Below are 24799 nucleotides of genomic sequence, written 5' to 3'. Positions count from 1 at the left end.
TAATTGTTCAGTATTGTATTTTATTTTGTTTGTTTAAGGTTCAATAGTAATTTCATCTCCTCGTCGATCTATTTTTAGATTGTAGGTTTGTTCCAAAATCTTTAAAACATCTTCTAAATCTTCGTGCTCAAAAGTGCCATTCAACTTCTTGCTTGTTTGCTCTCCGCTTTTAAGCCTTATTTGCACGCCATAGCAACTGCCTACTTGCCGGCAAACTTCCTCTAATGGGGCGTCGACAAAAATCAAGTGCTTTGTTAACCACGAATCTGGATTTACGGCCCTCCTGAGTGTTGTTTGTTTTGTACGCCGACTATACGAGAGTCCTCGTCCGGCAGTTAGCATAGCAGAACCCGAGGCTTGGTTTACCGAAAATTGCACCCGGCCGGTTTTTACATCTATATCGATGGTTGTATTTGAAAGATTGACGTTGAAAGATGTTCCAAGAACGCTTACTCTTGAGTCGGCAACATCTACGCTAAAGGGCCGATTAGCGTCTTTGGCGATAAGAAAAAAAGCTTTGCCTTTATTTAGGCGAACTTCCCTTGTACCGTTATCAAACTTGGAAGCGTATTGTAATTCACTGTTCTGCGCTAAAATTACTTTCGAACCATCGGCCAAAAAAATGGTATCTGTTTGATTCTGATTCGTTTTGGCCGTAACGATTTCGACGCTTTTGCCATACTTAAGCCACACAAGCAATAAACCGATCAGTAAAAAGCTGGCTGCAATGCCACTAATCCATTTTTTAAGCGTACCTGTTCGATGCGTTGGACGCCCTAAAGCCAAATGAAATCTTTTTTCGCTTTGTTTTGGATCGAGTAAACTGAGCCTATCTGCTGCCGACGAAAAAAGCCAAATCCGTTCCATTTCCTTAAAATAGGATTCATTTTCAGCCGATTCGGACCTGAAAGACAAGATCCTGGAACAGAGTTCCTTATCCTGAGGGGCATTTAAATACCGAACAACTAAGTTCAGGTATTCGGATTGGTTAAGCATTGGTAAGCTAGTTTGGTCTTGGTTCTATTGCATGTAGACAATTACATTTTTAAAAACCCCTAGTGTTTTTTGAAAAAGAATAAAAATGGGAGATATATACCTGTGTATTAGAACAAATAACTATTAAAAAGAAAGCTTTTGCCCTTTTTATGCAATTGCTTATCATTCATAAAGCGGTTACGTAGCGTCTTTAACGCATGGCCAATGTGGTTCTCGACAGTTTTTTCGGAAATTCCGAGCTCTGCGGCAATCTCCTTATACTTTAAATGCTCAAAGCGGCTCAGCTTAAAGATTTTTCTACACTGAACGGGCAGCCTTTCTATTTCGCGGTGAAGGAGAAGAATAATCTCATTTTCCTCTTCAAGATCGTTTACACAATCGTCAGATAATTCAGCAATGAGCTTTAAGTGATGCTGACCGATGTTTCTTTGGCGGTTCAGGTAATTAATAGATGCATTAATTACTGCTTTATAGAGGTAAGATTTAATTGATCTCACGGCTAGAATTCGGTTTGGTTGCTCCCAAATTTTCAGGAAAACGTCTTGAACAACTTCCTCGGCCACGTAAACATCTTTTACATATTTATCGCTCGCCAATAATAGCTTCTGGAAATAAGAGGTATAAAATCGGGTAAAGACCGCAGGACGGCCCTTCTCAATAATGTGAATTAAGTCTTGTCCCGTTGTTATGGCTAAAACATCCATACACAATAAAATCAAATAACAACCTTGAAATCAAACAATTAATTGTTGATGACCATGTTACCGGAAGAAGACTTATAACAACAGGAATATTATTTTCTGGATGATGTTGGGAGCTGTAGAAAGGTGAGTGCAACACCGATACCCCGATCACATTTAAACATTGCTGCTCTCCTTATTGAGAGTCACAACGTCGGCGCATGCATCAAAGGTGATTAACCAGAAATCATAATAACAAAGGTAAACAAATGAAAGCAACTAAAAAAGAGATTGATGGTGAGTTGCTGCCAATGATTGCTTCGCAACCTCAGAACGGCAGGCGAAGTGGTTGAGAAGTGTTGTTAACATTGGGGCGTAATATCCCCTTTCGAATGTTTTGGGAAATGCTTTTGCTACGTAAGTTACGGAACGAAAAACATCGTCACGATTATCGCAAATGAGACAATAAGGCTTGTTAAAAGATAAAGCCTCGGCTTTGAATGCTTAATAACCAGCAGGTAAAATGAGTATAAAAGTGCAAATACAAGGAATAACAATAATGGGATGGTGAATAGTTCAAAAAGGCCACCCACCAGTTTTGAATCAGCATGTTGAAACACACCGGCGAAAGCCAATACAAAATAGCAACCTGCAAAGAGGGTGATGTAAAAAACGTTTTTTACTTGTTTGATGTGATGTTCCATGATTTAAAGATAGCGATTACTTTTGATAAAAAAGCCCCCGAAATTCGGGGGCTTTAAGAGGGTTAATGATTAAGATTACAATAGAGATCCACTGAAAGTAAAATCGGGATGTTCAATACTTCTAAACTGACCCAGCGTTTCGCCTGTGGTTGGATTAACGAAATAAGCCAAAGTGAATGTATCAACATTTAGTCTCTGCGTGGTTAATGGGGCCATATTGGCAACAATTAATCCTGCATTTCCAGTTGGCGTTCCTGCCGTAAATTTGAATACTCCGGCATCTGTTTTTGTATAAGTAAATGGGAAATCTCCAACAAATCTATTAGCTCCTTGATAAATATCTGTTGTTAATGTCATTCTCTTATTCACAACTGCAAAAGCAAAAGTCATTTTATCTAATCTTAACTGATAAGGGCCTGCTAGCATGGCAGCTGCAGCTGCAGCTCTTCTAGCTGAAAAATCAGATGACCAACCTGGATATGTGGTTGCAAAAGGTACAACAATAGAAGAAAACTTAACTCCTAACAGTAAGTGTACTGGTAATAAAGGAGTTGGAGAATTTTTAATGATGTATTCTTTTTCTGTAGAATCATATAGCGCCAAAGTTGTAGCGTCTTTCCAAGCCATTCTAACAAAAGTAATGCCCTGCCATACCAATCCGCCATTTAGTATTTCGCCACCGAGTAGCGTGAATGCAAACTTTTGTACGCCAGATGATATTGTACCATCTGCTAACATCACCGATAGATCTATTCTTTTACCAGATAAAACATTGTTTGTAAGGTTTGGAGAAACACCAACTCTTGATGCTACACCATTTAAAGTTACATCTATATAGGGGTTAGTATTTATTGCAAAAAAACCCTTTATCTTATCTATTGCTGTTTTTAAACCAGCGGCTTCATAAGTGGCTCTCTGTGCTGCAGTTGCTTTAACCATCTTTAACGGTTGGCGGTATCTTTTTCCAATGAAAACGATGCTATCGCCAGATGATCGGTCGTAAATGAAGTCTACATCGCTTTTGAACCCCGTTCTAAGAAGCCCACCGAATGTTGAAGGATCCGGATCGTTGAGCATGGTGATATAAGTAAACGTATCGAAAACCAGATCAACACCTTGATCTTGCTTAACGCGATAATATGAGGCATATTCCGTTTTAGCAGAAGCATCATTTAAGTCGGCGTACATTTTAACGTTTTCGGTACCATCAAACTTCATAAAGAAACTGTAACCACCACCGTCGGCAGTGGGCGTTGTGGCAATCCAGCCGTTTTCGGCACTGCTTAAAGTATTTTTTACTTTTGCAATGGCCTCACCCATCCTAATTTCGGGATCTTGGTCGAATTTGGCCTCAAACGAAGACTTCTTGCAGCCTGCAAATATCAGTAGACATGCAAATAAAAATAATATCTTTTTCATAACAGTTAAATTTATTGCCCTAAAGCGCCGTAAAAATAGTTTGTTGGTGAACCGCTAACATAAAACCCACCAAAATTGGTGTAGGTACCTGTGTTATATGCAGCTGGCAACCAATCTGCAACGAAATTGTTAGCAGATAAATAGGTTAAAAGTGGCTGTACCGAGGTTAACAACAATGCTGCATTTCCTGTCGGAGCAGTTGATGACAGCGTAAACTTAGTTGCCCCGGTTGCATCAGTTACAGCCATTGCAAAATTGTAGTTGGCCACGTATGCGTTTGTACCCTGGTTAAAGCTCACCTCCATCGTCATTGCTGTTGGTGAAGTAAAGTTCAGCTTAATCGAATTAAAGGTTAATCCGTAACCTGCCAAGGTGTTCACATTGGTTTTAGAGGTTTGATAAGCTGTTTTAAACTGATCAGAAATACCGTAAGTACTGTAAGTAACGTCATTATCCAAATTGATCGACATACTTTTGTATAGATTCCGGTTTAACCAGTATCCGAAAGAAACCGCAGGATCTTTCACGGTATTTTTGATATAATTTTGAACCTCTTTCTGCAATTTTCTGAAATCGATACCAAAAGCGGTGTTGAAGTAGTTTACAACATTGGCCTCTTTCAGCTTAATTCTGCTTTTTGCTGTTGCATTCGACGTATTTGCGTAGTTATCATAATACGATTGGCCCGATACCAATAACGTAGCGGTAGTTTCTGCGTAATCCTCTGTTGGGCTTCCACTTGCGTACGGGCCTAAGAAGCCGTTTTCTTTAGCTGTAGCTGCCGATGTTAATGTCCACGGCTGCTTGTAGGCACCACCAGAAATGGCCTCAAAATCGATAGGAATGGCAACCGTTTGGTTTAAGATGTGTGTAAACTCGTGGTGAATAACAAATAACCTCGAGCTTACGAAGCCTGGCGACAGGCTGAAATAGTTAACGCCATAAAGGGTTACACGTTTACCTCCGGCTGCTGTTCCCGCAATGGCAGAACCATCAGTTTGATACTTATTAGAACCGTATAACACCCACTCTTTAGGGTTGGTACGCTGAACGAAATCTAAGCCAGCTATTTTAAGGTAAGGCGCAATGTAACCATCCAATACGGTTTGCATCATTGGTTGTACATTTTCAGGTTTAAGTGGCGCAACATCGGCTGCAGCGTCTCCGTAGTAATACCTGTTAAACCTGTACACCACTTTCATGTTGTAAGGATCGAGCAAATTTGTATTTAGCCACTTATCCAAGTCGGTATTGGTTTCGGGCATATCCAGATTGTACTTATCAAAGTCTACATCCAGATTTTCAGTTTTACGGCATGAGCTAGCAACGATAAGGAAAATTACTACGGCCAGTGTACTTTTTATAATATTTTTCATAATCATTTATCTTGGATTTTGTTCTACTCCCGATAATTTAACTTCAGTTGGCAATTGAAACAATCTGCGTGGATCGCCTGGTTTAAGCTCCATGAAGCTCTCTACGCCCACATTGCTGTAAACGTTGTGTCTTACCGTAATTCCGGTACGCACAATGTCCATCCACCTGATCCCTTCTTCTAAAAACTCTGCTTTTTTAGAATCCAAAATTGTTCTGATCAACCCTTCTTTTGGATCGTCGATATTGTAAAAAACTTTGATTTTTGCCAATGTTACCACATCGGTGTTGGCGTTATAACCTCTGATTCTCACTTTCATAAAGTCGTTGATATCTTTCAGTGCAGCGTCGTTAAGCCCTAACTGCGCATAAGCCTCAGCTCTGTTCATCAAAGTTTCATCAGCAGTAAGCAAAGGCACTACTAAATAAGGAAACCCGATTCCCGGACCGGTATAGAAGAAATAATATAAATACTTGAGTGTGTTATAGTTTCCTGCACTCCATTGGTAAACTTTATTGGCTAATATTTTTCCGGTTACGTTTGGAGAGGTAAACATGGTAACCAGTTTATTGCCGATACCGTGGTTTGGCGTATTCTCGTAAGTGTAGGTACTGTACGCGTTGCCAAGCATAATTGCTGTTCTTTGCTCGGTTTTGGTATAGTTTGCCCTGAAATCGTTATTTGTCATTTCATATAAGGTTGTAGAAACTGGTCTCATATTATTAACAAAATCGTTGCCCGGTACGGTTAAGTTGGCATGATCGATAACCTTTTGCCACTCGCCAAGAAACAGGTAAAAACGCGATGCAAAAGCATGTGCAGCAGAAGGGGTAAAGTGATATTTCGGAACGGTATAAGCACTTGCTGATAAAAGCGGTAGGCCTTCTTCCAAATCTTTCTTTATCTTATCGTAAGTTTCCTGAACCGTTCCTCTCGAATATTGCTTAATAGGCTGGGTTTCTGGCTCAGTTACATAAGGAATGCCAGGTGATGAATTTGCCCCTCCTTTTTCGTAAGGTTTAGCAAAAAATACGGCCAGCATAAAGTGTGCATAAGCTCGGGCAACAAGCGCCTCGCCTTTGTATGGCAACACGGCATCGCCGAAATTGCCGTCCTGTATTGCCTGCAAAGCCTGGTTGGCCGCAGCAATAGCCTCGTAACAGCCATTCCAGTAAGAGCCGGCGCTGTTTGTAGGCGTTCCGGATAAGTCTTCCCAATAATATGGTTTATCCCAGGCTTCGTTTAATGATCCAACGCCTTTTTCCTTTTCTTCTGTATTATCAGAAGCGGCTTCGGCAAACGTAATGTAATGCGCCGTAGGATAAGCGGTTGCAGTTAACTGTGCTACTTTAGCTACAGTTGTTATTTCTGTTCTGTTATCAGGCACCTCATCTAAGTATTTCTTACATGATTGTAGTGACACCAAAACGGTTACAGTTGATAATATCGCTATTGATTTAATTATTTTCATAGTTTTTCAAATTAAAATCCAACTCTTAATGATAGTGTGAATTGTGTTGGAACCGGTAATGCAACACCTCCGGTTGAAAAGAACTCCGGATCTTCTCCGTTCAATCTCTTGTCGGCGTATAATACAGCAACATTATCACATGCCAGAATAAACGAGGCATTAGTCATTTTAAATTTCGACGTGATTTTTTTAGGAATATCATAGCTTGCGGTTATCCTCGATAGCTTAAGGTAATCTCCACTAACCACACGTTCTGTTGAGTAATTGTAAAGGTTATAAGGGTAAGATGCGTTGGTTGTAGAGCCTGTTGAACTTACGATAGCGGCTGCAGAAACCGGATCGAGCAATGCAGGCACGTTAGTAATTTTTTCATCTCCAGGCATAATCCATCTGTTTAATACATCGCGACTCAAAGTAGTCATATCTGAATAAGAAGCGGCGATTGACGGCGCTAAACGTAGTGCATTGCCTGCCGAAAATTTAAATAATGCAGATAACGCGAAGTTTTTGTACCTGAACTGGTTAAAGAAACCTCCGGTTGTTGTTGGATCGGTTGGACCTTCGTACTTTAAGATCTCAATATCATCATCTTGCAGGCCGATGTAAGTTGTTGCAGCACCATCAGTACCGTAAAAAGTTGGGTAACCGTATTGCGGATTCAAGCCAGCAAACTGAACCGAGAACAATCCTCTCTGCGGATATCCAAGCACGGCACCACCTGTTGCAGATACTGCTCTCCAAATGTTCGGCAAGGCATCTAACCTGGTAATTTTGGTTTTGTTAAAGGCAAAGTTAAAGTTGGTTGCCCATTTGAAGTCGTCGGTATTGATTGGCGAACCCGAAATGGTAAACTCTATACCCTTGCTCGACATTTCTGCGTAGTTGGCCGTTTTTGTAAACTCACCACCGATACCTGAAGTATTTAAACTTCCCAATAAATCGTGAATAGAACGATTGTAAACATCAACAGAGAAATTCACTTTGTTTTTGAAGAATCTTAAATCGAGACCCACGTTGGCATCGTACGATTTCTCCCAGGTAAGTTGTCTGTTTTGAAGTGTAGAAATATAGGTTTGAACTTCCTGATCTTTTAACAGTTGTCTTCTCGAAATCTGATCGTAAAAAACAGGAAGTGCATTGGTTGCATTACCAATACTGGCCGTTAAACCGTACGAACCACGTAAAACAGCGTAAGTAACGATGTCATTTTTAGGCCAGAAGCTTTCCTGATCGGCATTCCACGAACCCGAAACGTTCCAGGTTGGTAACCATCTTGCCTCTCTACTTCTGCCCATTTTATTCGAACCATCGTAGCGTGTAGTAGCGTTAAAGCTGTAAAGACCTTTATAAGAATAGGCGGCTCTTAACATATAAGCCACATAGCGCTCAAAGTTATTGCCCATGCCAAAGTATGCTTTTCCAGCTTCGCCAGATTGCTTGAAGTACAAATAACTTGGATTTACCAAGCCCCCATTTTCATACTGATAGCCTACACCGTTAAAGTATTGATTTTGGCGGTCGATATAACGAACCTCCATTGATCCGAACACGTTAACTAAATGTTTATCGTTGAAGTTTTTATCAAAAACAAGGTCGTGTCTGAAATAGTAATTCGTTAAATTATCACCAGCTGTATTGTAAAAACCACCGGTTGGTAATATACTTGTTGGCAAACCTGTTGGGTTGGCCGAGTCGATATATAAGTACTGATTATCACCATCGCGGGTAGCATCACCACCCGATCTGAATGCCTGGGCCTGGTTCGATTGCTCTAACACATAACTTTGTCTCTCTGATTTAGAGAAACGATAAGCCGCGTTAATAGAGTAAGTCAGCGCCGGAATAATTTTATATTTAACCCCACCCTGTACTTTGATATCAAGCATTTGAAGCGTCGTATAATTATTTTCAAGCTCGTTCAAGATGTTAAATGGCGCATAATTTCTAATGAAATACTCATAATTGCCATTTTCATCATACGGAGTGATTAAACGGCTGGTATTTCTGGCATAGTTGTACGGGTTAACGTCAAACTCCCGGTAGTAGCTTCCATAAACCGGATCCGACTGCCTGTCTGAGTTGCCGCTCGGAGTTCTTTGGTTACGCACCGAGGCCGTAGTTAGCAATTCGAAGCTCAGCTTTTTACTCGGAGCAAAGTTCGCCCTGAAATTACCCGTAAAACGGTCAACATTGCTTCCGATAGTTTGGCCTTTATCATTTAGGTACGATGTAGAAGCATAGGTTTGAAATTTCTCGGTACCTGACGTTACACTTAATGAGTGCTCCTGTTTTAACGAATTTTTGTAAAGCACATCAAACCAATCGGTATTGGCATTGGCATATCGGTTTAAGAAATTAGAAACACTTGCTTTATCGTAGCGCAATGCAAACGTTTTAGTTGCAGGATCATAGTTATAAAGTTCATTGTACATTTTATAAAAGATACCGCCGTTTTGGCCGCTCGAAGAAGATGGAATTTGATAAGCACCTTTGTTGAAATATTCAACCAACACAGCCATTTGCTCATCAGAATTTAAAATGTCGGTGCCTTCATAAGTTGGCTTAGAATAGGTTGTAAAGTTTCCGGTATAGCTTATTCTTGGGTTGCCTTCTGTTTGTCTACCTTTTTTGGTTGTAACAACGATAACACCGTTCATTGCCCTTGCACCGTACATAGCTGTTGCCGCCGCATCTTTCAAAATGTTGAAGCTTTCGATGTCATCAGCGTTCAATCCGGCAACTGACGATCCAAGCAATGTGTTTGCATCACCACTTGAAAGGGCCTCATTTGAGATATTTACAACATCTTCCAAAATAATCCCATCCACTACCCAAAGCGGCTTGTTATCGCCCGATAGCGACGTTGCACCACGCACCCGAATTTTTGGTGCGGCACCGAAAGTACCTGATACGTTTTGTAGGGTAACACCCGCTACCTGGCCTTCAAGCATGCGGCTAATATCGGATACACCAAGTCTTTCAACATCAGAAACCTTTAACTGAGTAGCTGCACCCGTAAACAATTTTCTGTCTAACTGCTGATAACCGGTTGATACTACGTTTACTTCTTGTAGTTGCGCAGCATCTTCCTGTAAAGTGATGTTGATTACGTTTCTGCCATTAACCGTTACCTCCTGAGATTTGTAGCCAATAAAGCTAAAAACCAGGGTAGCCCCATCGTTAACAGTAATGCTATAATCGCCAGAGGTGTTAGTTGAGGCTACATTAGCGCCACCTTTTTCACGAATACTCACTCCTGGAAGCGGAGCGCCACTTTTATCTCTAACCTTTCCTGTTACACGCACAGCCGCGAAATATTCAACAACCTTGTCGATAATTGATTTTTCTCTCGGCTTGATTAAAATGGTTTTGTCCTCAATAACGTAGGTTAAATCATTTCCAGAGGTGATCTTTGCCATCACTTCCTCTACCGTTGCGTTGGTAAAGTTGGCATTGATTGTGGTGGTACTCTTAATTTTATTGGTTGATAACAAAACGTCGAAGCCAGATTGTTTTCTGATCTCTCTGAACATTTTCTCTAATGTTACATTTCTTTCCTTTAATGTAACTAATTGGCCAAATGAAGCAGCACTAACCTGCATCAGGGAAGCAAGCATTATGACCGTTATTAACTTCATCATTAATAGTAATTTAGGGATGTAGCCGCGAAGCGTACATAAAATTCTAATATAAATTTTGTACATTTAATAGTCTGTTTGTGCGAAGCGCAATAAAGTTTGGACGCCTAAAGCGTTTCGCAAGTATTCAAGAAATAATTGGTTTAATCGATCCGGTTTACGGAATAGCTAAACAGATAAAAAAGGGGGTGTTAGTAGCACTCCTTTTTTTTACATCTAACTTTTAATCGTCAGGATTTTTGTCGAGGTGCAGTCATAGTTTGTGTTGGTTGTTTAGGGTTATGATTTATTTAGTTAATTCTTTTTTTATAGATGAAGGTTAGTTATTTCTTCATCTTCGCTTGCTTAAGCTTTGTAGACAATTACTTTATTGCCTTTTATTTCAAAGCGTACTTCTCCGGTTTGTTCGAACTTTCTAAGTACCTTCGATATTTTCTCGAAACGGCTAACCGTTCCATAGTACATTACCTCTTTAGCTTCAGGGTCAACATACTCCACTTCAACGTTATACCACCTGGCCAGTTTTCTGAGAATACTTTCCTGTTTTTCGTTATTAAACATAAAATATCCATCTTTCCACGCCACCGCTTGTTCGGTATCTACGTCTCTAACCTGAAAATCGCCGTTGGTTAAAATAGCCTGCTGGCCCGGTTTAAGAATCTCACTATTCGATTTATCTAAATTTGCTACGCTTACGCTACCCTCCAACAAGGTTGTTCGGGTAACAGGATCGTCCAGATAGCTGCTGATATCGAAATGTGTTCCCAACACTTCAAGCTCTTGTCTGGCTGTTTTTATAATAAAGGGGCGCAATTTATCTTTAGCCACCTCAAAATAAGCTTCGCCAGTGAGTTCCACCTTACGATGCTTCGAAGTGCCAATATTTAAATGATATTTTATGCTCGATGCAGCATTGAGCCATACAACCGAACCATCTGGCAACCTCACCTCCCACTCACCTCCTTTTGGCGTTGATATGGTATTGGTTTGCGAATCGTCTATTGCCTGATTGGCCGACTCAACATTGTAAATCAATTGGCCATTCGCTTTTTTGGTTACCGAGATACCCGATTCCTGGATCACATCTCCTGCGGCAGCATCGGTTAAAGAAATTTTTCTCCCGTCGGCCAATGTAAGAAACGCCTTATTGCCTCCAGGGGCAACATCGGATGTAAAAACATGTTCTTTCTTTTTATTGGTAACAACAAGATAAGTAGCTAATGAAAATACGGTGAATAAAGCTGCTGCGGCCACCCATTTCATTCTCGATACAACCAACTTTAGGCGGTTTGGCTTAGGCTTGTCTATCGATAAAATTTGATCTAAAACAGTTTCCCATTTCGGGTAGGCAGAAAATGGAGCATCAACCTCTTGCGCCGCAATCATTTCGGCAATTTCTGCCGATACCAATGCCGCCTCAGTTTCTACCAAAAAATAAAGCTCCTGCTTCTCTTCTGGCGTAAGGGTTCCTGCGCTGAATTGGTTTAAAAGATAATTTAGGCGTTGCTCCATAAGGGTTCTGATACTAAGAAGCACGAAATTGAAAATAGGACTATCGCAAAAGTATTTTTTTTCATTTTATTTTAAAAAAGCCGAAAAATATTGGGAACATAAATAGAATACCGTGCTCCTCTAGTTGCAATCGTATAAATTTTAGCGAAGTAACGAGCGAATTTTTTACAGTATTTGGCGAAATCTTTAATACTTCGGCAATCTCGGGAATAGTTTTGCCATCATTTCGGCTCAACTGGTAAATTTTCTTCCTTTGAGTTGGTAACTTTTCAATTGCGGCGGAAACTATTCTGGTCACATCCCTCAAATTAATCTCGTCTACTGTATTATTATCGCTATCGGTATGGCTTGCGGCAAAGGATGTTGCCATCTTTTCTTGCTTCAACTTTTTACGCAAATGGCTTAACGCTTCGTTAGAAACGTACTTGTACAAATAGGCCTTTACATTGTCTACGCCGGCCAGCTTATCGCGATTTAGCCATACGCGTATAAACGCATCTTGAATAATTTCTTCAGCACTATCTTCCGATTTGGTAAACCGGGTGGCAAAAACCGACAAAACAGGGAGATACCTGAAAAACAAAACAGAAAAAGCTTTCTCGTTTCCCTCGATAATCTCATTCACTAACTCACGATCAGTCGCTGTATCTTTTTGCATCATATTCACATAAACATAGTTTTAACTAATGTTTTGGCCTAAACAGCAGGCCTATAACAATGGGATGAGGCGGCAGAGCTGAGTATTAGTTCGTTTTTGCTTCTCAAATCAAATATAATACTTACAAAGTCTAATTAAAACGAATTCAAAATAAAAGCCCGGCTTTTTGGGCCAGGCTTCGAAAATGCGCTTTAAATGTGAATTAATACTGATAGTAAGGTGAGATCATCAGATAAACAATAACCCCGGTAATCGCTACATAGAGCCACATTGGAAACGTGATTCGGGCAATTCTCCGGTGTCGATCAAAATTTTTGGCCAACGCCCTGACATAAGTGATCAGAACGAAAGGAATAATAATTACCGATAGACAAATGTGCGTAACGAGTATAAAAAAGTAAACGTATCTAATTACTCCTTCACCACCGAATTTCGTGGAATCTGATGTCATGTGGTAAGCAACATACATCGCCAAGAACGCCACCGATAAGGCAATGGCAAATTTCATCAGGTTTTCGTGAAGCTTTTGTTTGCCATTTTTTATGGCCCATACGGCCGTAACCAAAACAATTGCTGTTAATCCGTTAATTGTGGCATAAATTGGTGGTAAAAAGGAAAGCGGCTTTACATCGTAGCCTAGCTTTCTCAGGTTCACCCCAAATAACAGGGCCACAACCAAAGGAATGGCAACAGATAAGATCAAGATCCATTTATTATATTTTTTCTCTATTGAGTTGTTTTCCATGCTTTGTTTGGTTAATTGCCGAAATTGATCAATTGGTTAATCGTTGGTGCGCTGATTAATAAATTTTGCGCTTCTCCCCTCTGGGGAGGCTGTGTGAGGCTTATCGCCCATCTTTTATATTTCTCAGATACTCGGCAATAAGCACTTTTATTTCGTCTTCTAAGCGCTCCCTCGATTCTTGACGGTCGGCTTCGTAAATGCCTCTGATTCGGTGTAGATTATCGATCAACAATAGTTTATTGCTAAAAATGTAGTTGGCTTTTCCGTCTCGCTCGTCGGCAATTACATCGAGTAACAGCCCCTTTCTAATAAGTGGGTAGGTAGTGGCTGTGTCTCCTGATAACAAATCCCATTTGGATGGTAGCACCCGCAAACTATCAGCAAATCTTTCTAAGTCCGGCGCACTTTCAGGGCTCACCGCGATACTTACAAATTTAACCAGTGGCTTTTTCTCGTAACTATCAGAAAGTTGTTTAATGTACTTGTTGGCCTGTTGAGTAGTCATACCGGGATTGAACAGGTTCAGCACTACGAGCTTATTTTCGAACGATTTCCAGCTAAGGCTGTCTCCTTGTTGGTTTGCGAGTTTAAAATCGGGCACTACATGATAAATCGTATCGGGTATCTGCTTGCCTTTTACACTATGAAAGGTTTTTGCAACCACCTTCTCTCCATAAATGGGAAGGCTCTTGTAACGGTTTTTAGCAAACCGTGGCAATAAGTAAAAAAACAAAAATCCCGGTATAGCTAAAATGCTTACCAGGATTAATACTTTTTTAATCGGATTTCTTTTCATTAATGGCTAAACATATGCAGGTTTAACCAACCGCCTTCTATTAACATTAATACGATAAAGTAACCTATAAATATGAACGAAACGGTTAAGCAAAGCTGTAAGCCTAGCTTCTCGTATTTTAAGTGCATAAAATAGGCAACGATGTAAAATGCCTTTAATAAAGTTAAGATAATGTAGATGTAATTACCGATGTGCTGTGTCATTACACCTTTTGGAATAAGCACCAAAGCGATAATGAATTCAATTACGGTAATTAATAATAATATACCGAACACCTGCCAAATTTTACCTTTCGATAAACCTGCGTGCTCTCCGTGTTCGTGACCTTCGTTAGTATGTGAGTGATCTGACATAAAAATATTTTTATAGTGTGATAAATTAAACCAAATAGAAGAATGTAAATACGAACACCCATACTAAATCTACGAAGTGCCAGTATAGACCAACTTTCTCAACCATTAAATAGTGTCCTCTTTTTTCGAAGGTTCCGTTGATTGTCATAATCAAAATGATAATATTGATTACAACGCCACTAAATACGTGGAAACCGTGAAAACCAGTAATGGTAAAAAACAAGTTTGCGAACTGTTGAGCAGCAATTTCGGAAACAGGACCGTTAAAGAAATGCTTCAATTCTTCTGATGAAGGAATATGACCCCACCAGAAACCATCGTGGTGTAAGTGAGTCCATTCAATAGCCTGACAGCCCAGAAACATGAAACCACCGATAACGGTAGCAACCATCCAGCCGATAACTTCTTTTTTAGATCTTCTGTGGCCTGCTTCAACGGCTAATACCATTGTTACCGAGCTCATGATCAGGATGAAGGTCATGATACCTACGAAAACTAACGGTGCGCCATGTTCGGCAATACCCGGAATAGATTGGAAAACCTTATCTGGTGCTGGCCATGTCGTTTTAGAGAAACGCTGAGCCCCATAATAGATCAATAATGATGAAAAGGTAAAAGCATCTGACAGGAGGAAAAACCACATCATGATTTTACCATATTCTACCGACCACGGAGAACGACCACCATTCCATGGCCCGGTTTTAACTTGATCTAATTGTGATACTGTATTCATTTGGAAATAGTATAATAGTTTGTTAACAATTTTAACGGTTCAAAAGTAAAAAAACATACAGATATATCCATAATATATCTATAAAATGCCAAAAAATAGAGGCAATTTCCATTTTAAATTGGCTTTTGGCAGCAGGGATGTCCCTGTAGCTTCCAACAAGGGCATTTATAATCAGTCCTACCCCGGCGATAATGTGCAAAAGGTGGACTCCGGAAACAACGTAAATGAACGATATGGCTGCATTATTACCAACCAGCGTTGCGCCTGTACGCACCATGCTGCCCCATGCGCTAAACTGCATTACGCCAAACACAATGGCCAAAATAACGGTTAGCCACAACAGGTTTCGCTGTAAACTGAAGTTCAATTTTTTTAGTGCCCTCGAAGCGAGTAACAAGGTGATGCTGCTGGCAATAATAACCAGGCTGGAATAGATAAATGCATCTGGCAAAATCAACCCATGCCCTTTGCCCTTGGAGGCGGAGAACACCAGATAATAACTGGTAAAGCCCCCAAACATAATGGTAGATGATACCACAAACAACCAAACGATAAACTTTCGCGGTTTTGGATCAAATTTATCAGGAATATTTTCCATTGTAATAACCATAATTTATTTTGCAATAAAATTTAATAATAAGCCCAGTTGCACGGCTGGGATGTAGAAGAAAGAACAAAACATTACCTGCTTCGCCGCTTTCAAATCTCTGTTCATTAAGAGCTTAAGCGCCAGCCAACTAAAAATCAACCCGGCTATTAATGATAAGGCTCCGATGTAATAACCTCCAAAACCATAAATGGTTGGCAAAAGGCTTACCGGAATCAAAATTAAAGTACTCAAAAAAGTTAACAAAGCCGAGGTCTTATCTCTCTTTTTTGTTGGCAACAACCTAAATCCGGCTTTCTTATAATCATCATCAAGTACCCAGGCAATGGCCCAGAAGTGGGGAAATTGCCAAACGAACTGGATCAAGAACAATATTGCGGCAATGTAATAATCGATTTCGTGAAACATTTCGGCCTTCAAGCTTCCAAATGCGGCTAAATAACCAATAAGCGGTGGCAATGCGCCGGGTATTGCACCTACAAAAACCGCAATTGGCGATTTCCGCTTTAATGGCGTATAAGCAAAAGCATACAGCAAAATCGAAAAAACAGATAAAAGCCCTGTTTCGAGGTTCAGTTTACCGAGTAACCATGTCCCTAAGAAAGCCATAAATACGCCAAGGATTAATCCCTGTCCCGTAGTCATTCTACCAGCCGGCATTGGCCTGTCTTTGGTTCTGCTCATTAACTTATCCAGATCTTTTTCTATAATCTCATTAAAACAGTTCGCCGCCGCTGTAACCAGAAATCCGCCAGCGATTAAAATAAGCCAGTTGCCCCAGTCAATGGTTGGAATGTTTCCTCGTCCTACCTGCATTTTCTGTCCAATTAAAAAAGAAATGGAAGCAGAAAACACTACCGTAAACGATAATCTGAATTTGATGAGCTTAGAAAAATCTGAAAGTATATGTTTCAATTTCCTTAAATTATTGCTTGTAAGTCCTTGTTCTGTAAACCAGCAAGTACAAATAAAACTGTAAACTAAATAGCAGTGTCGAGAACAAAATATGAACTGCCTGCGCTGCGGGTGGAAATGCGATATAAGCCAAAGCAAAACCACTTAACAACTGAACGAGAAGCGTAATTAAAATGAAACGGGCCGTTAACAATGGTGCGGCTTTACCGCTAAATCGGTCGATGACCATTTTGTAAACTACTGCATTTGCAATGGTTACCAAAATCGCCATATCTCGATGGTAAGAGAAAATTGAACCGACTTTTGTAATCCAGGCTCCTCTATTCTCATAAGAAAACGACTTAGCTATCACATCAATAGCTTCTCTAACTTCAGTACCCAAAACAATTTGAACAATGCTGATCAAAACAGTAAACAACAAAAACCCCTTTAGCCACAATATGCGATACATAATTACCGATGGAGCTTTGTTTAACTGTTTGGCGTAATTATAAGTATAAATAGATATCGCCAAAATTACCAGCGCCAACAGCATGTGTACGGTTACCACCCATTGGGCCAAGTTTGTCGAAACTACTATCGAACCCAACCAGGCTTGATAGCCAACTACCAAAATATTCAAGATGCTCAATACAATTATCCGCTTTGCCGTCTTTCTGTACGTAAATGAATAAATTGCGGTGAGTGCCAAAAATATGCCAGCTAAAACGCCTGCCAACCTATTTATATACTCTACCCAGGTTTTGGCGGCATTAAACTCTTCCGGCAGGGTGATGCTTTTATCGTGCCTTATGCTATCGGCGAGCGCTACGTTCCCCATGCTTTCGAGATACTTTGCAAATTTCTCGTTCTTTTTCAATCTACCGGCAACATATTTTTCTTTGTAGTTTGCCGGAAGCTGAGAAACGTCGGTTGGCGGAATATACCGATCGAAACATTTAGGCCAATCGGGACACCCCATACCTGATCCGGTACTGCGCACAATACCACCAGCAAGTATAACCATCAACGTAACGATGATTGTTATAAAATTTATCCTAATGAAACGCTGCTCTGATCTGCTGACCATATCTTTTTAAGAGGAAAAGGGTATCCGGATAAGCAGAAACTTAATCAGATACCCCTTTTAAATTGTTTGTAAGACTTTTTACTAGCCTTTATTTTCTGTAATAGGATTGGCCAATTCCCAATCTTGTTGTATTTTTTCTGCCGCTTCATTTCCTTCAAAATCGTGAGGCAAGTTAGAGCTCATGGTTTCAGAGAAAGGAACAGTTTGAGGAATAAAATCTACATCATGTCCTGGTTTGCTATAATCATAAGGCCATCTGTAAACTGTAGGAATTTCTCCCGGCCAGTTTCCGTGCAAATGTTCTACTGGAGCAGTCCACTCTAAAGTATTCGCTTCCCAAGGATTTTGAGGTGCTACTTTACCTTTAAATATTGAGTAGAAGAAGTTAAACAAGAACGCTACCTGTGCCAAAGCTGCAAAAATTGCTGCCCAGGTTACAAATACGTTAACGGTTAACCATTTCTTCATAAACTCAAACTCGGTAAATGAATAGTAACGACGAGGTACGCCATCTAAACCTAAAAAGTGAAGGGGAAAGAATACGAGGTAGGCTGCGATGAATGTTAACCAGAAGTGTAAATATCCTAATTTAGCGTTCATCATTCTACCGAACATTTTAGGGAACCAGTGATAAACACCTGCAAGCATACCGAAGATCGCCGCCGAACCCATTACCAGGTGAAAGTGAGCTACTACGAAATAAGTATCGTGCAAGTTGATATCTAACGATGCGTTACCTAAGAAGATACCGGTTAAACCACCTGAGATGAAGAATGAAACTAAACCGATGGCGAACAACATTGCCGGAGTGAAACGGATGTTACCTCTCCATAATGTAGCCAGATAGTTGAATGTTTTTACTGCGGATGGAACTGCAATAATCAAGGTTGTGATCATAAACACACCACCTAATAACGGGTTCATACCGGTTACAAACATGTGGTGACCCCACACGATGAATGATAATACGGTGATACCGATTAATGAGTAAACCATTGCGTGGTAACCGAAGATCGGTTTACGTGAGTTTACAGAAATTACCTCTGATGAAATACCTAACGCTGGCATAATTACGATATATACCTCTGGGTGACCCAAGAACCAGAACAAGTGTTGCCATAAAATTGGCGAACCACCTTCGTTTGGTAAAATGTCGGTTCCCATTACGATATCAGACAAGTAAAAACTTGTTCCTGCGCTACGGTCGAAGATCATCAATACAACGCCTGCAACTAATACAGGGAAAGATAAGATACCCAAAATAGCGGTTAAAAAGAAAGCCCAAATAGGTAAAGGCATTTTCCAAAGATCCATACCTTTGGTACGCATGTTTAAGATTGTACTCACGTAGTTGATACCACCCATTAATGATGATGCAACGAAGAGTACCATACTCACCAACCACAAGGTCATCCCTAAGCCTGAACCTGGTATTGCCTTGGCAACAATAGATAGCGGTGGATAAACTGTCCAACCACCTGATGCCGGGCCTGTTTGGATAAAGAATGAAGACATCATGATTACGCAGGCCATAAAGAAGAACCAGTACGAAAGCATGTTTAAGAATGGCGAGGCCATATCTCGTGCTCCAATCTGCAATGGAATTAATAAGTTACTAAAGGTACCGCTCAACCCGGCTGTAAGTACAAAGAATACCATGATGGTACCGTGAATGGTAACCAGGGCCAGGTAAAACTCTGGCTTGATTCGACCGCCTTCTGCCCATTTTCCTAAAAATGTTTCTAAGAAAGGGAAGGCTTGATCTGGCCAGGCCAATTGAATACGGAATAAAATTGATAAAACCATCGCGATTACGGCCATAATAATACCAGTAATCAAAAATTGCTTGGCAATCATTTTATGATCCATGCTGAAGATATACTTCGAAATCAACGTCTCCTTATGGTGTCCGTGATCAGCGTGGTCGTGCGTGTGTTCGTCGTGTAATGCTATTGTTGACATAATTCTTTTCGCTCCTGCTTAATATTATTTATTTAAAGCCATTTGGTTAGTTGAAACAGCTGCCGAATCGGTTGCTGTTGAATCTGCTTCCACTTTAGCTGGTGCAGGTGCCACTGGCAAGTTGAACGCTTTTCTCAAATCATCGTTCAAGTAAGTTTTTTGCTCTGCAATCCAGGTTTTGTAGTCGGCCTCAGAAACTACACGTACAACTTTTTGCATGTTGTAGTGACCCGATCCGCAGATTTTTGCGCAGAAGAATAAATACTTAAAGTTCGGATCGTTTGTTTCCTGCTGCATCTCCGCAGTAGTTTTGGTTGGCGTAAATTCGAAAATGGTTCTCATACCCGGCACGGTGTTCAACTGAACCCTGAAGTGCGGCATATAGAAACTGTGAATAACATCTTTACTAGTTAAGATCAACTTAACGGGTTTGTTAACCGGAATAACCATTTCATCGGCCATTTCATCATCGCGTGAGTTGATGTCTTTAAAATCGATACCCAATGGATTCGAAGCTGTTGTCAGTTTGTAGTTTTTGTTTCCTACAATACCATCTGCTCCGGGGTAGCGGATAGACCATTTAAATTGCTCTGAAGTAACCTCAATTTGCAATGGCTTGTGGTTTGGATCTTCTACTTTAAAGAAAATTGATCTCCAGGTTAAGAAACCCATCAAAACCAACACGGTTAATACCAAAGCTGGAATAATAGTCCAGATTTTTTCGATGGTATTGTTATGTGGGTAATAATATGCCTTTCTCTTTGCAGAGTATTTGTAGATATAAGAAAATCCAAATAACAGGATGTGTGTTACAACGAAAACGATCGTGGTAATGATCAACGTTAGGTTGAACATTTGGTCAATCTTTTCACCATGTATCGAAGCGGCATCTGGTAACAGCATTGCGCCGTGTACCGTATACTCCCAATACACACCATACAAACCAACAATTAGGAATAATGCAAATAAACTGGCATGTATTCCATTCCAATTAATACCTACAGGTTTTCCTTGTGCTTCGCGGCTCAACTCATATACCTTAATTGCTTTACCAATTACGGCAATGAACAAACATACGGCTAAGAAGACCAGTACATAAAAAATGACTGATTTATAAACCTCACCCATATCAACTTTCGAAACCGCTGCAGCTCCTGCTGCCTCTTGCGCAAATGCACTGGTGTTTGCAAAAACAGTAAGTAGCACTGCTAAAGCTGCGGTCGTTTTATTCGTGATAAACTTTCTTAAACTCATTTTCTTAAAAGTAGTACGCTGTACTGCTAATTGTAATAATAAAATAAATATTTGCCCTTATAAAATCTCCAACTTAAAGTTGATGATGCAAACTTTCTTGTAATAACGGGTGATTTTTTGCGATCAACGGTTTTTTGCTCAAGGCAGATAAGACTGTAAAGGTAAACAATCCTACGAAACCTAGCGCGGTACCGATCTCAACAATTCCAAAACCATTATGTCCTTCAACAGTTCCCGGCATAATCATTTGGTAATAATCTACCCAGTGACCCAATAACACAACGATAGAAACAAATAACAATTTTGCGTCGGTTCTTTTGTTGTCTCTGTCCATTAACAATAATACAGGTGCTAAGAAGTTCATTGCAAGGTTTAAGAAAAACCAAAACTTGTAATATTCAAAGCGTTTGTAGAAATATACCGTTTCCTCTGGCATGTTGGCATAGTAGATTAACAAAAATTGCGCAAACCATACATAAGTCCAAAAGATAGAGAACCCAAATATAAACTGACCAAGGTTATGCAAGTGACTGTTGTTTACCCATTGCATGTAACCTCCTCTTCTTAAAAGAATAAGAATTACCGCAATAATTGCCAACGAACTTACCCACATGGCGGCAAAGTTATACCAACCAAACATGGTTGAGAACCAGTGCGCCTCTAACGACATGATGGTATCGAACGCAAATACCGGCGTAGTAAAGCCGTATATTACGAGGAAGATACAGGCATTTTTGAAGCTTTTTCTGTAAGAGTTTAATCCTCCGGCCAAATCTTCATTGTATGAATATTTTACAAATAGAATTGAAAAGATACTATAAACACCCAGGAAAAGCACCTGGCGACCTAAAAAGAAAGGTACATTTAAAAATACAGATTTACCAGCGATGATAGCGTCGTAATTCGGGCTACTTTCGTCAGTTAAACCTGGCGCATGCCAGTGGTGGTACAGGTTACCGCTAAATAAACCGGCGGCAACGATAACAAAAAGTACAACTGAAGCAATCGGCAATGTTTTGGCCATAGCTTGTGGTACGCGTAAAATTGAAGCAGACCAACCCGCTTGTGCTACATATTGAACAGCAAGGAAAAATGTACCCGACATACAAACGCATGCAAAGTAATAGCCCATAAGCAACAGGTTAGCAAAAGTACGCTCGTGCATGATTTTATCGCCAGCGAAGAAACCGAAAAACACAGCTGCAACACCGATAACGATACCAACAATGCTTAAGGTTTTTACTTTACCTGTAAACTCAAATTGTTCACTAAAATTAATATTGTGAGTTCCCATTTATTTCTACTTTACTATTGTCCTTTTTGTAATTGTTGAACATACATCACCACTTTCCAACGATCTGTTGGGCTGATTTGTGAAGCATGCGACCCCATGTTATTTACACCATAAGTGATGGTATGATAAATTTTACCTGCAGTAAGATCGACCATGTTACCTCCTCTTGATGACGAACCCTCGTGATAGGAAGGAACACCACTAAATTTCTCAATCTTAACCAGGTGGCCTTGACCATCACCTTTTTCGCCATGACATGGGCTACAGAAAACATCAAATAACTGTTTTCCTTCGGCAAGGTTTACGGTATCAACCGGCAATGGGTTAACCATACTTACGCCTGCTGCCTCATATCCTTCTTTGGTATTAGGATATTCATCATACTCGTTAAAACCAACTGGTTTGGTATGTGCTGGTGGCAATTGGGCTGCATGCCCTCTAAAACTAGGCACGCTTGCGGTATCTACTGGTTGATCCGGGTTTAAAGCAATCGGATCATACATATTTCTGGCATATTCTAGGCCAGTACTGCGCTTATCTTTACAAGCAGATAAACTAGCTGCAAAAGCAATAGCTAAAAACGCAGTATAAACAAATTTATTCTTATTCATAGCTAATGTACTTCCTTTCATTATACTTTACTTCTAAAGCACCGGCATCTTTTAACAAACCATCAATTTCTGTGTGCGCTGCGTTGTCGTTTGCATCAATTGCGATTACAAAACGATCGTCGGTTGCACGAAGATCCATTACTCTTGGAGCTCTTCCTGGAAATAAGTGCGTTGAGGCGTAATAAGTTAATACCATACCGAAAGCACAAAAGAGTACAGTAAGCTCGAACATTATCGGAATAAAATCCGGCAATGCAAATGATGGCTTACCACCAATGTTTACTCTCCAATCGATTACTGCGCAAAAATAAATTAATGCAAAAGCTGCGCAGGTTCCGGTAATACCGAAGCAAAATGCTGCGATATCGATCCTCGATCTTTTAATTCCTAATTTAGCTTCTATTCCGTGTATAGGCATTGGGGTATATACATCATAAATACTGATGTTATTTTCCTGAAGCTTTTCGATGCCATGCATCATTTCGTCAGGATCTCCAAAGCTGCCTAAAATATATTTGATATCACTCATTGTTATATTTTTGCGTAATCTTCTTGTTTAACACTATCAAATTTCTCTAAAGATTCTATGTATTCAGCTACATATTCTTTATTCTCATGTCCTTCCTTAATCTGCTTCATCTTAGCTTGCTCACTTGCAGATTTCAATAATAATTTAACCTCTGCAATTGCAATTGATGGCAATACTCTTAAGAATAATAAGAATAAGGTAAAGAACAAGCCAATTGAACCAACGAATACACTGATATCAACCCAGGTTGGATAAAACATTGCCCAACTTGAAGGGATATAATCGCGGTGTAATGAAGTAACGATAATTACGAAACGCTCAAACCACATACCTACGTTTACTACGATTGATAAAATCCAGGTAGCTTTGATGCTTAAACGGATTTTTTTGAACCATAGCAATTGCGGAGAGATTACGTTACAGGTCATCATCATCCAGTACGACCACCAGTATGGACCGGTTGAACGGTTTATAAATGCGTATTGCTCGTATTCTGAACCTGAGTACCAAGCGATGAAAAATTCTGTTAAGTAGGCTACACCTACAATTGATCCTGTTAAGATGATGATTTTGTTCATCGACTCAATGTGGAACATGGTGATGTAGTTTTCAAGACCTAATACTTTACGTGCTACCAATAATAAGGTTAACACCATCGCGAAGCCTGAGAAAATCGCCCCGGCCACAAAGTATGGAGGAAAGATTGTAGTGTGCCATCCTGGAATTACCGATGTTGCAAAGTCCATTGATACAATGGTGTGTACCGAAAGTACAAGTGGTGTTGATATACCTGCAAGGATTAAGGACACGGCCTCAAAACGTTGCCAGGTTTTAACGCTTCCACTCCATCCGAAAGAGAAGATCGAATAAATTTTTCTGCGCATTCCTGTAGCACGATCGCGGATGGTTGCAATATCTGGCAATAAACCTGTGTACCAAAACAATAACGATACAGAAAAGTAAGTTGAGATTGCAAACATATCCCATACCAATGGAGAGTTAAAGTTTACCCAAAGTGAACCGAACTGGTTTGGTAAAGGTAAAACCCAATAAGCTAACCAGGGGCGGCCCATGTGCGATACTACATATGTTGCGGCACAGATAACGGCGAAAATCGTCATCGCCTCTGCCGAACGGTTAATGGAGTTACGCCAGTTTTGACGGAAGAGTAAAAGTACTGCTGAGATTAGTGTTCCAGCGTGACCAATACCTACCCACCATACGAAACCGGTGATATCCCAAGCCCAACCAACTGTTTTATTTAATCCCCATGCACCGATACCTGTCCAAAAGGTATAGCTTACCGCTACCACCCAAAGTAAAGCACCTAATGAGGCTACGATGAAACCAATCCACCAAGCTTTATTCGGCTTGTTCTCTACCGGCATTAAAATATCGTCCGTAATTTTTGCATACGTGATATTATCGCCGGTAATTAATGGTTCTCTAAGTATTGATTCGTTATGTCCTGACATAAT

The 24799-nt window shown here is 40.2% G+C and carries 22 protein-coding genes; 1 reads left to right on the top strand and 21 read right to left on the bottom strand.

The window, feature by feature from the left end; translation table 11 throughout:
- Positions 1–33 precede the first annotated feature (33 nt).
- Both IZT61_RS15680 and IZT61_RS15675 read right to left on the bottom strand, forming a co-directional pair.
- Complete coding sequence (locus IZT61_RS15680; protein WP_196097994.1) at positions 34–996, bottom strand: FecR family protein; 963 nt, start codon at positions 994–996, stop codon at positions 34–36.
- 107 nt (positions 997–1103) lie between these two features.
- Positions 1104–1700: an RNA polymerase sigma-70 factor gene (locus IZT61_RS15675; RefSeq protein WP_196097993.1), complete on the bottom strand. Its 597-nt coding sequence runs from the start codon at positions 1698–1700 to the stop codon at positions 1104–1106.
- A 584-nt stretch (positions 1701–2284) separates the two neighbouring features.
- Between IZT61_RS15675 and IZT61_RS15670 the strand changes: the two genes are divergently transcribed.
- A complete protein-coding gene (locus tag IZT61_RS15670) occupies positions 2285–2437 on the top strand; it encodes a hypothetical protein (RefSeq protein ID WP_196097992.1) in 153 nt (50 codons plus the stop codon).
- A gap of 18 nt (positions 2438–2455) precedes the next feature.
- On the opposite strand, the gene IZT61_RS15665 is transcribed toward IZT61_RS15670, so the two are convergent.
- The 19 genes from IZT61_RS15665 to nrfD form a co-directional block, all read right to left on the bottom strand.
- On the bottom strand, positions 2456–3799 hold the full coding sequence (locus IZT61_RS15665; RefSeq protein ID WP_196097991.1) for a DUF4302 domain-containing protein: 1344 nt from the start codon (positions 3797–3799) through the stop codon (positions 2456–2458).
- A gap of 11 nt (positions 3800–3810) precedes the next feature.
- A complete protein-coding gene (locus tag IZT61_RS15660) occupies positions 3811–5175 on the bottom strand; it encodes a substrate import-associated zinc metallohydrolase lipoprotein (protein WP_196097990.1) in 1365 nt (454 codons plus the stop codon).
- A gap of 6 nt (positions 5176–5181) precedes the next feature.
- Entirely contained in the window at positions 5182–6645 is a 1464-nt protein-coding gene (locus IZT61_RS15655) for a RagB/SusD family nutrient uptake outer membrane protein (protein WP_196097989.1), read from the bottom strand.
- An 11-nt stretch (positions 6646–6656) separates the two neighbouring features.
- Complete coding sequence (locus IZT61_RS15650) at positions 6657–10286, bottom strand: SusC/RagA family TonB-linked outer membrane protein (RefSeq protein WP_196097988.1); 3630 nt, start codon at positions 10284–10286, stop codon at positions 6657–6659.
- Between the two features lie 342 nt (positions 10287–10628).
- Positions 10629–11795: a FecR family protein gene (locus tag IZT61_RS15645; RefSeq protein WP_196097987.1), complete on the bottom strand. Its 1167-nt coding sequence runs from the start codon at positions 11793–11795 to the stop codon at positions 10629–10631.
- 61 nt (positions 11796–11856) lie between these two features.
- Complete coding sequence (locus IZT61_RS15640) at positions 11857–12456, bottom strand: RNA polymerase sigma-70 factor (protein WP_196097986.1); 600 nt, start codon at positions 12454–12456, stop codon at positions 11857–11859.
- A gap of 199 nt (positions 12457–12655) precedes the next feature.
- Entirely contained in the window at positions 12656–13198 is a 543-nt protein-coding gene (locus IZT61_RS15635; protein ID WP_196097985.1) for a DUF420 domain-containing protein, read from the bottom strand.
- Between the two features lie 100 nt (positions 13199–13298).
- Positions 13299–13994, bottom strand: a complete 696-nt coding sequence (locus IZT61_RS15630) for an SCO family protein (protein ID WP_196097984.1) — start codon at positions 13992–13994, stop codon at positions 13299–13301.
- A complete protein-coding gene (locus IZT61_RS15625) occupies positions 13994–14347 on the bottom strand; it encodes a cytochrome C oxidase subunit IV family protein (RefSeq protein WP_196097983.1) in 354 nt (117 codons plus the stop codon). The genes IZT61_RS15630 and IZT61_RS15625 overlap by 1 nt, the downstream gene beginning before the upstream one ends.
- 25 nt (positions 14348–14372) lie before the next feature.
- Complete coding sequence (locus tag IZT61_RS15620; RefSeq protein WP_196097982.1) at positions 14373–15080, bottom strand: cytochrome c oxidase subunit 3; 708 nt, start codon at positions 15078–15080, stop codon at positions 14373–14375.
- 31 nt (positions 15081–15111) lie between these two features.
- The gene (locus IZT61_RS15615) at positions 15112–15690 is read right to left on the bottom strand and encodes a cytochrome c oxidase subunit 3 (RefSeq protein WP_230383721.1); all 579 of its coding nucleotides are present in this window, start codon (positions 15688–15690) and stop codon (positions 15112–15114) included.
- A 3-nt stretch (positions 15691–15693) separates the two neighbouring features.
- Positions 15694–16602, bottom strand: coding sequence for a heme o synthase (gene cyoE / locus IZT61_RS15610; RefSeq protein ID WP_196097981.1), 909 nt, complete (start codon positions 16600–16602; stop codon positions 15694–15696).
- Between the two features lie 10 nt (positions 16603–16612).
- On the bottom strand, positions 16613–17671 hold the full coding sequence (locus tag IZT61_RS15605) for a COX15/CtaA family protein (RefSeq protein ID WP_196097980.1): 1059 nt from the start codon (positions 17669–17671) through the stop codon (positions 16613–16615).
- An 81-nt stretch (positions 17672–17752) separates the two neighbouring features.
- A complete protein-coding gene (locus tag IZT61_RS15600) occupies positions 17753–19633 on the bottom strand; it encodes a cytochrome c oxidase subunit I (RefSeq protein ID WP_196097979.1) in 1881 nt (626 codons plus the stop codon).
- 24 nt (positions 19634–19657) lie between these two features.
- Positions 19658–20887 (bottom strand): cytochrome c oxidase subunit II, encoded by a 1230-nt coding sequence (locus IZT61_RS15595; RefSeq protein WP_196097978.1) that lies wholly within the window; start codon positions 20885–20887, stop codon positions 19658–19660.
- Between the two features lie 73 nt (positions 20888–20960).
- The gene (locus IZT61_RS15590; RefSeq protein WP_196097977.1) at positions 20961–22181 is read right to left on the bottom strand and encodes a quinol:cytochrome C oxidoreductase; all 1221 of its coding nucleotides are present in this window, start codon (positions 22179–22181) and stop codon (positions 20961–20963) included.
- A 14-nt stretch (positions 22182–22195) separates the two neighbouring features.
- Entirely contained in the window at positions 22196–22813 is a 618-nt protein-coding gene (locus IZT61_RS15585) for a c-type cytochrome (protein WP_196097976.1), read from the bottom strand.
- Entirely contained in the window at positions 22785–23321 is a 537-nt protein-coding gene (locus IZT61_RS15580; RefSeq protein ID WP_196097975.1) for a DUF3341 domain-containing protein, read from the bottom strand. Before IZT61_RS15580 ends, IZT61_RS15585 begins: the two co-directional genes overlap by 29 nt.
- Positions 23322–23323: 2 nt before the next feature.
- Complete coding sequence (nrfD, locus tag IZT61_RS15575) at positions 23324–24796, bottom strand: NrfD/PsrC family molybdoenzyme membrane anchor subunit (RefSeq protein ID WP_196097974.1); 1473 nt, start codon at positions 24794–24796, stop codon at positions 23324–23326.
- Between the last annotated feature and the right edge of the window lie 3 nt (positions 24797–24799).

It is taken from the genome of Pedobacter endophyticus, from assembly GCF_015679185.1.
Classification (GTDB): domain Bacteria; phylum Bacteroidota; class Bacteroidia; order Sphingobacteriales; family Sphingobacteriaceae; genus Pedobacter; species Pedobacter endophyticus.
The sequence above is the reverse complement of the archived record's forward strand: the minus strand, read 5'-3'. Positions and strand labels throughout refer to the sequence as shown.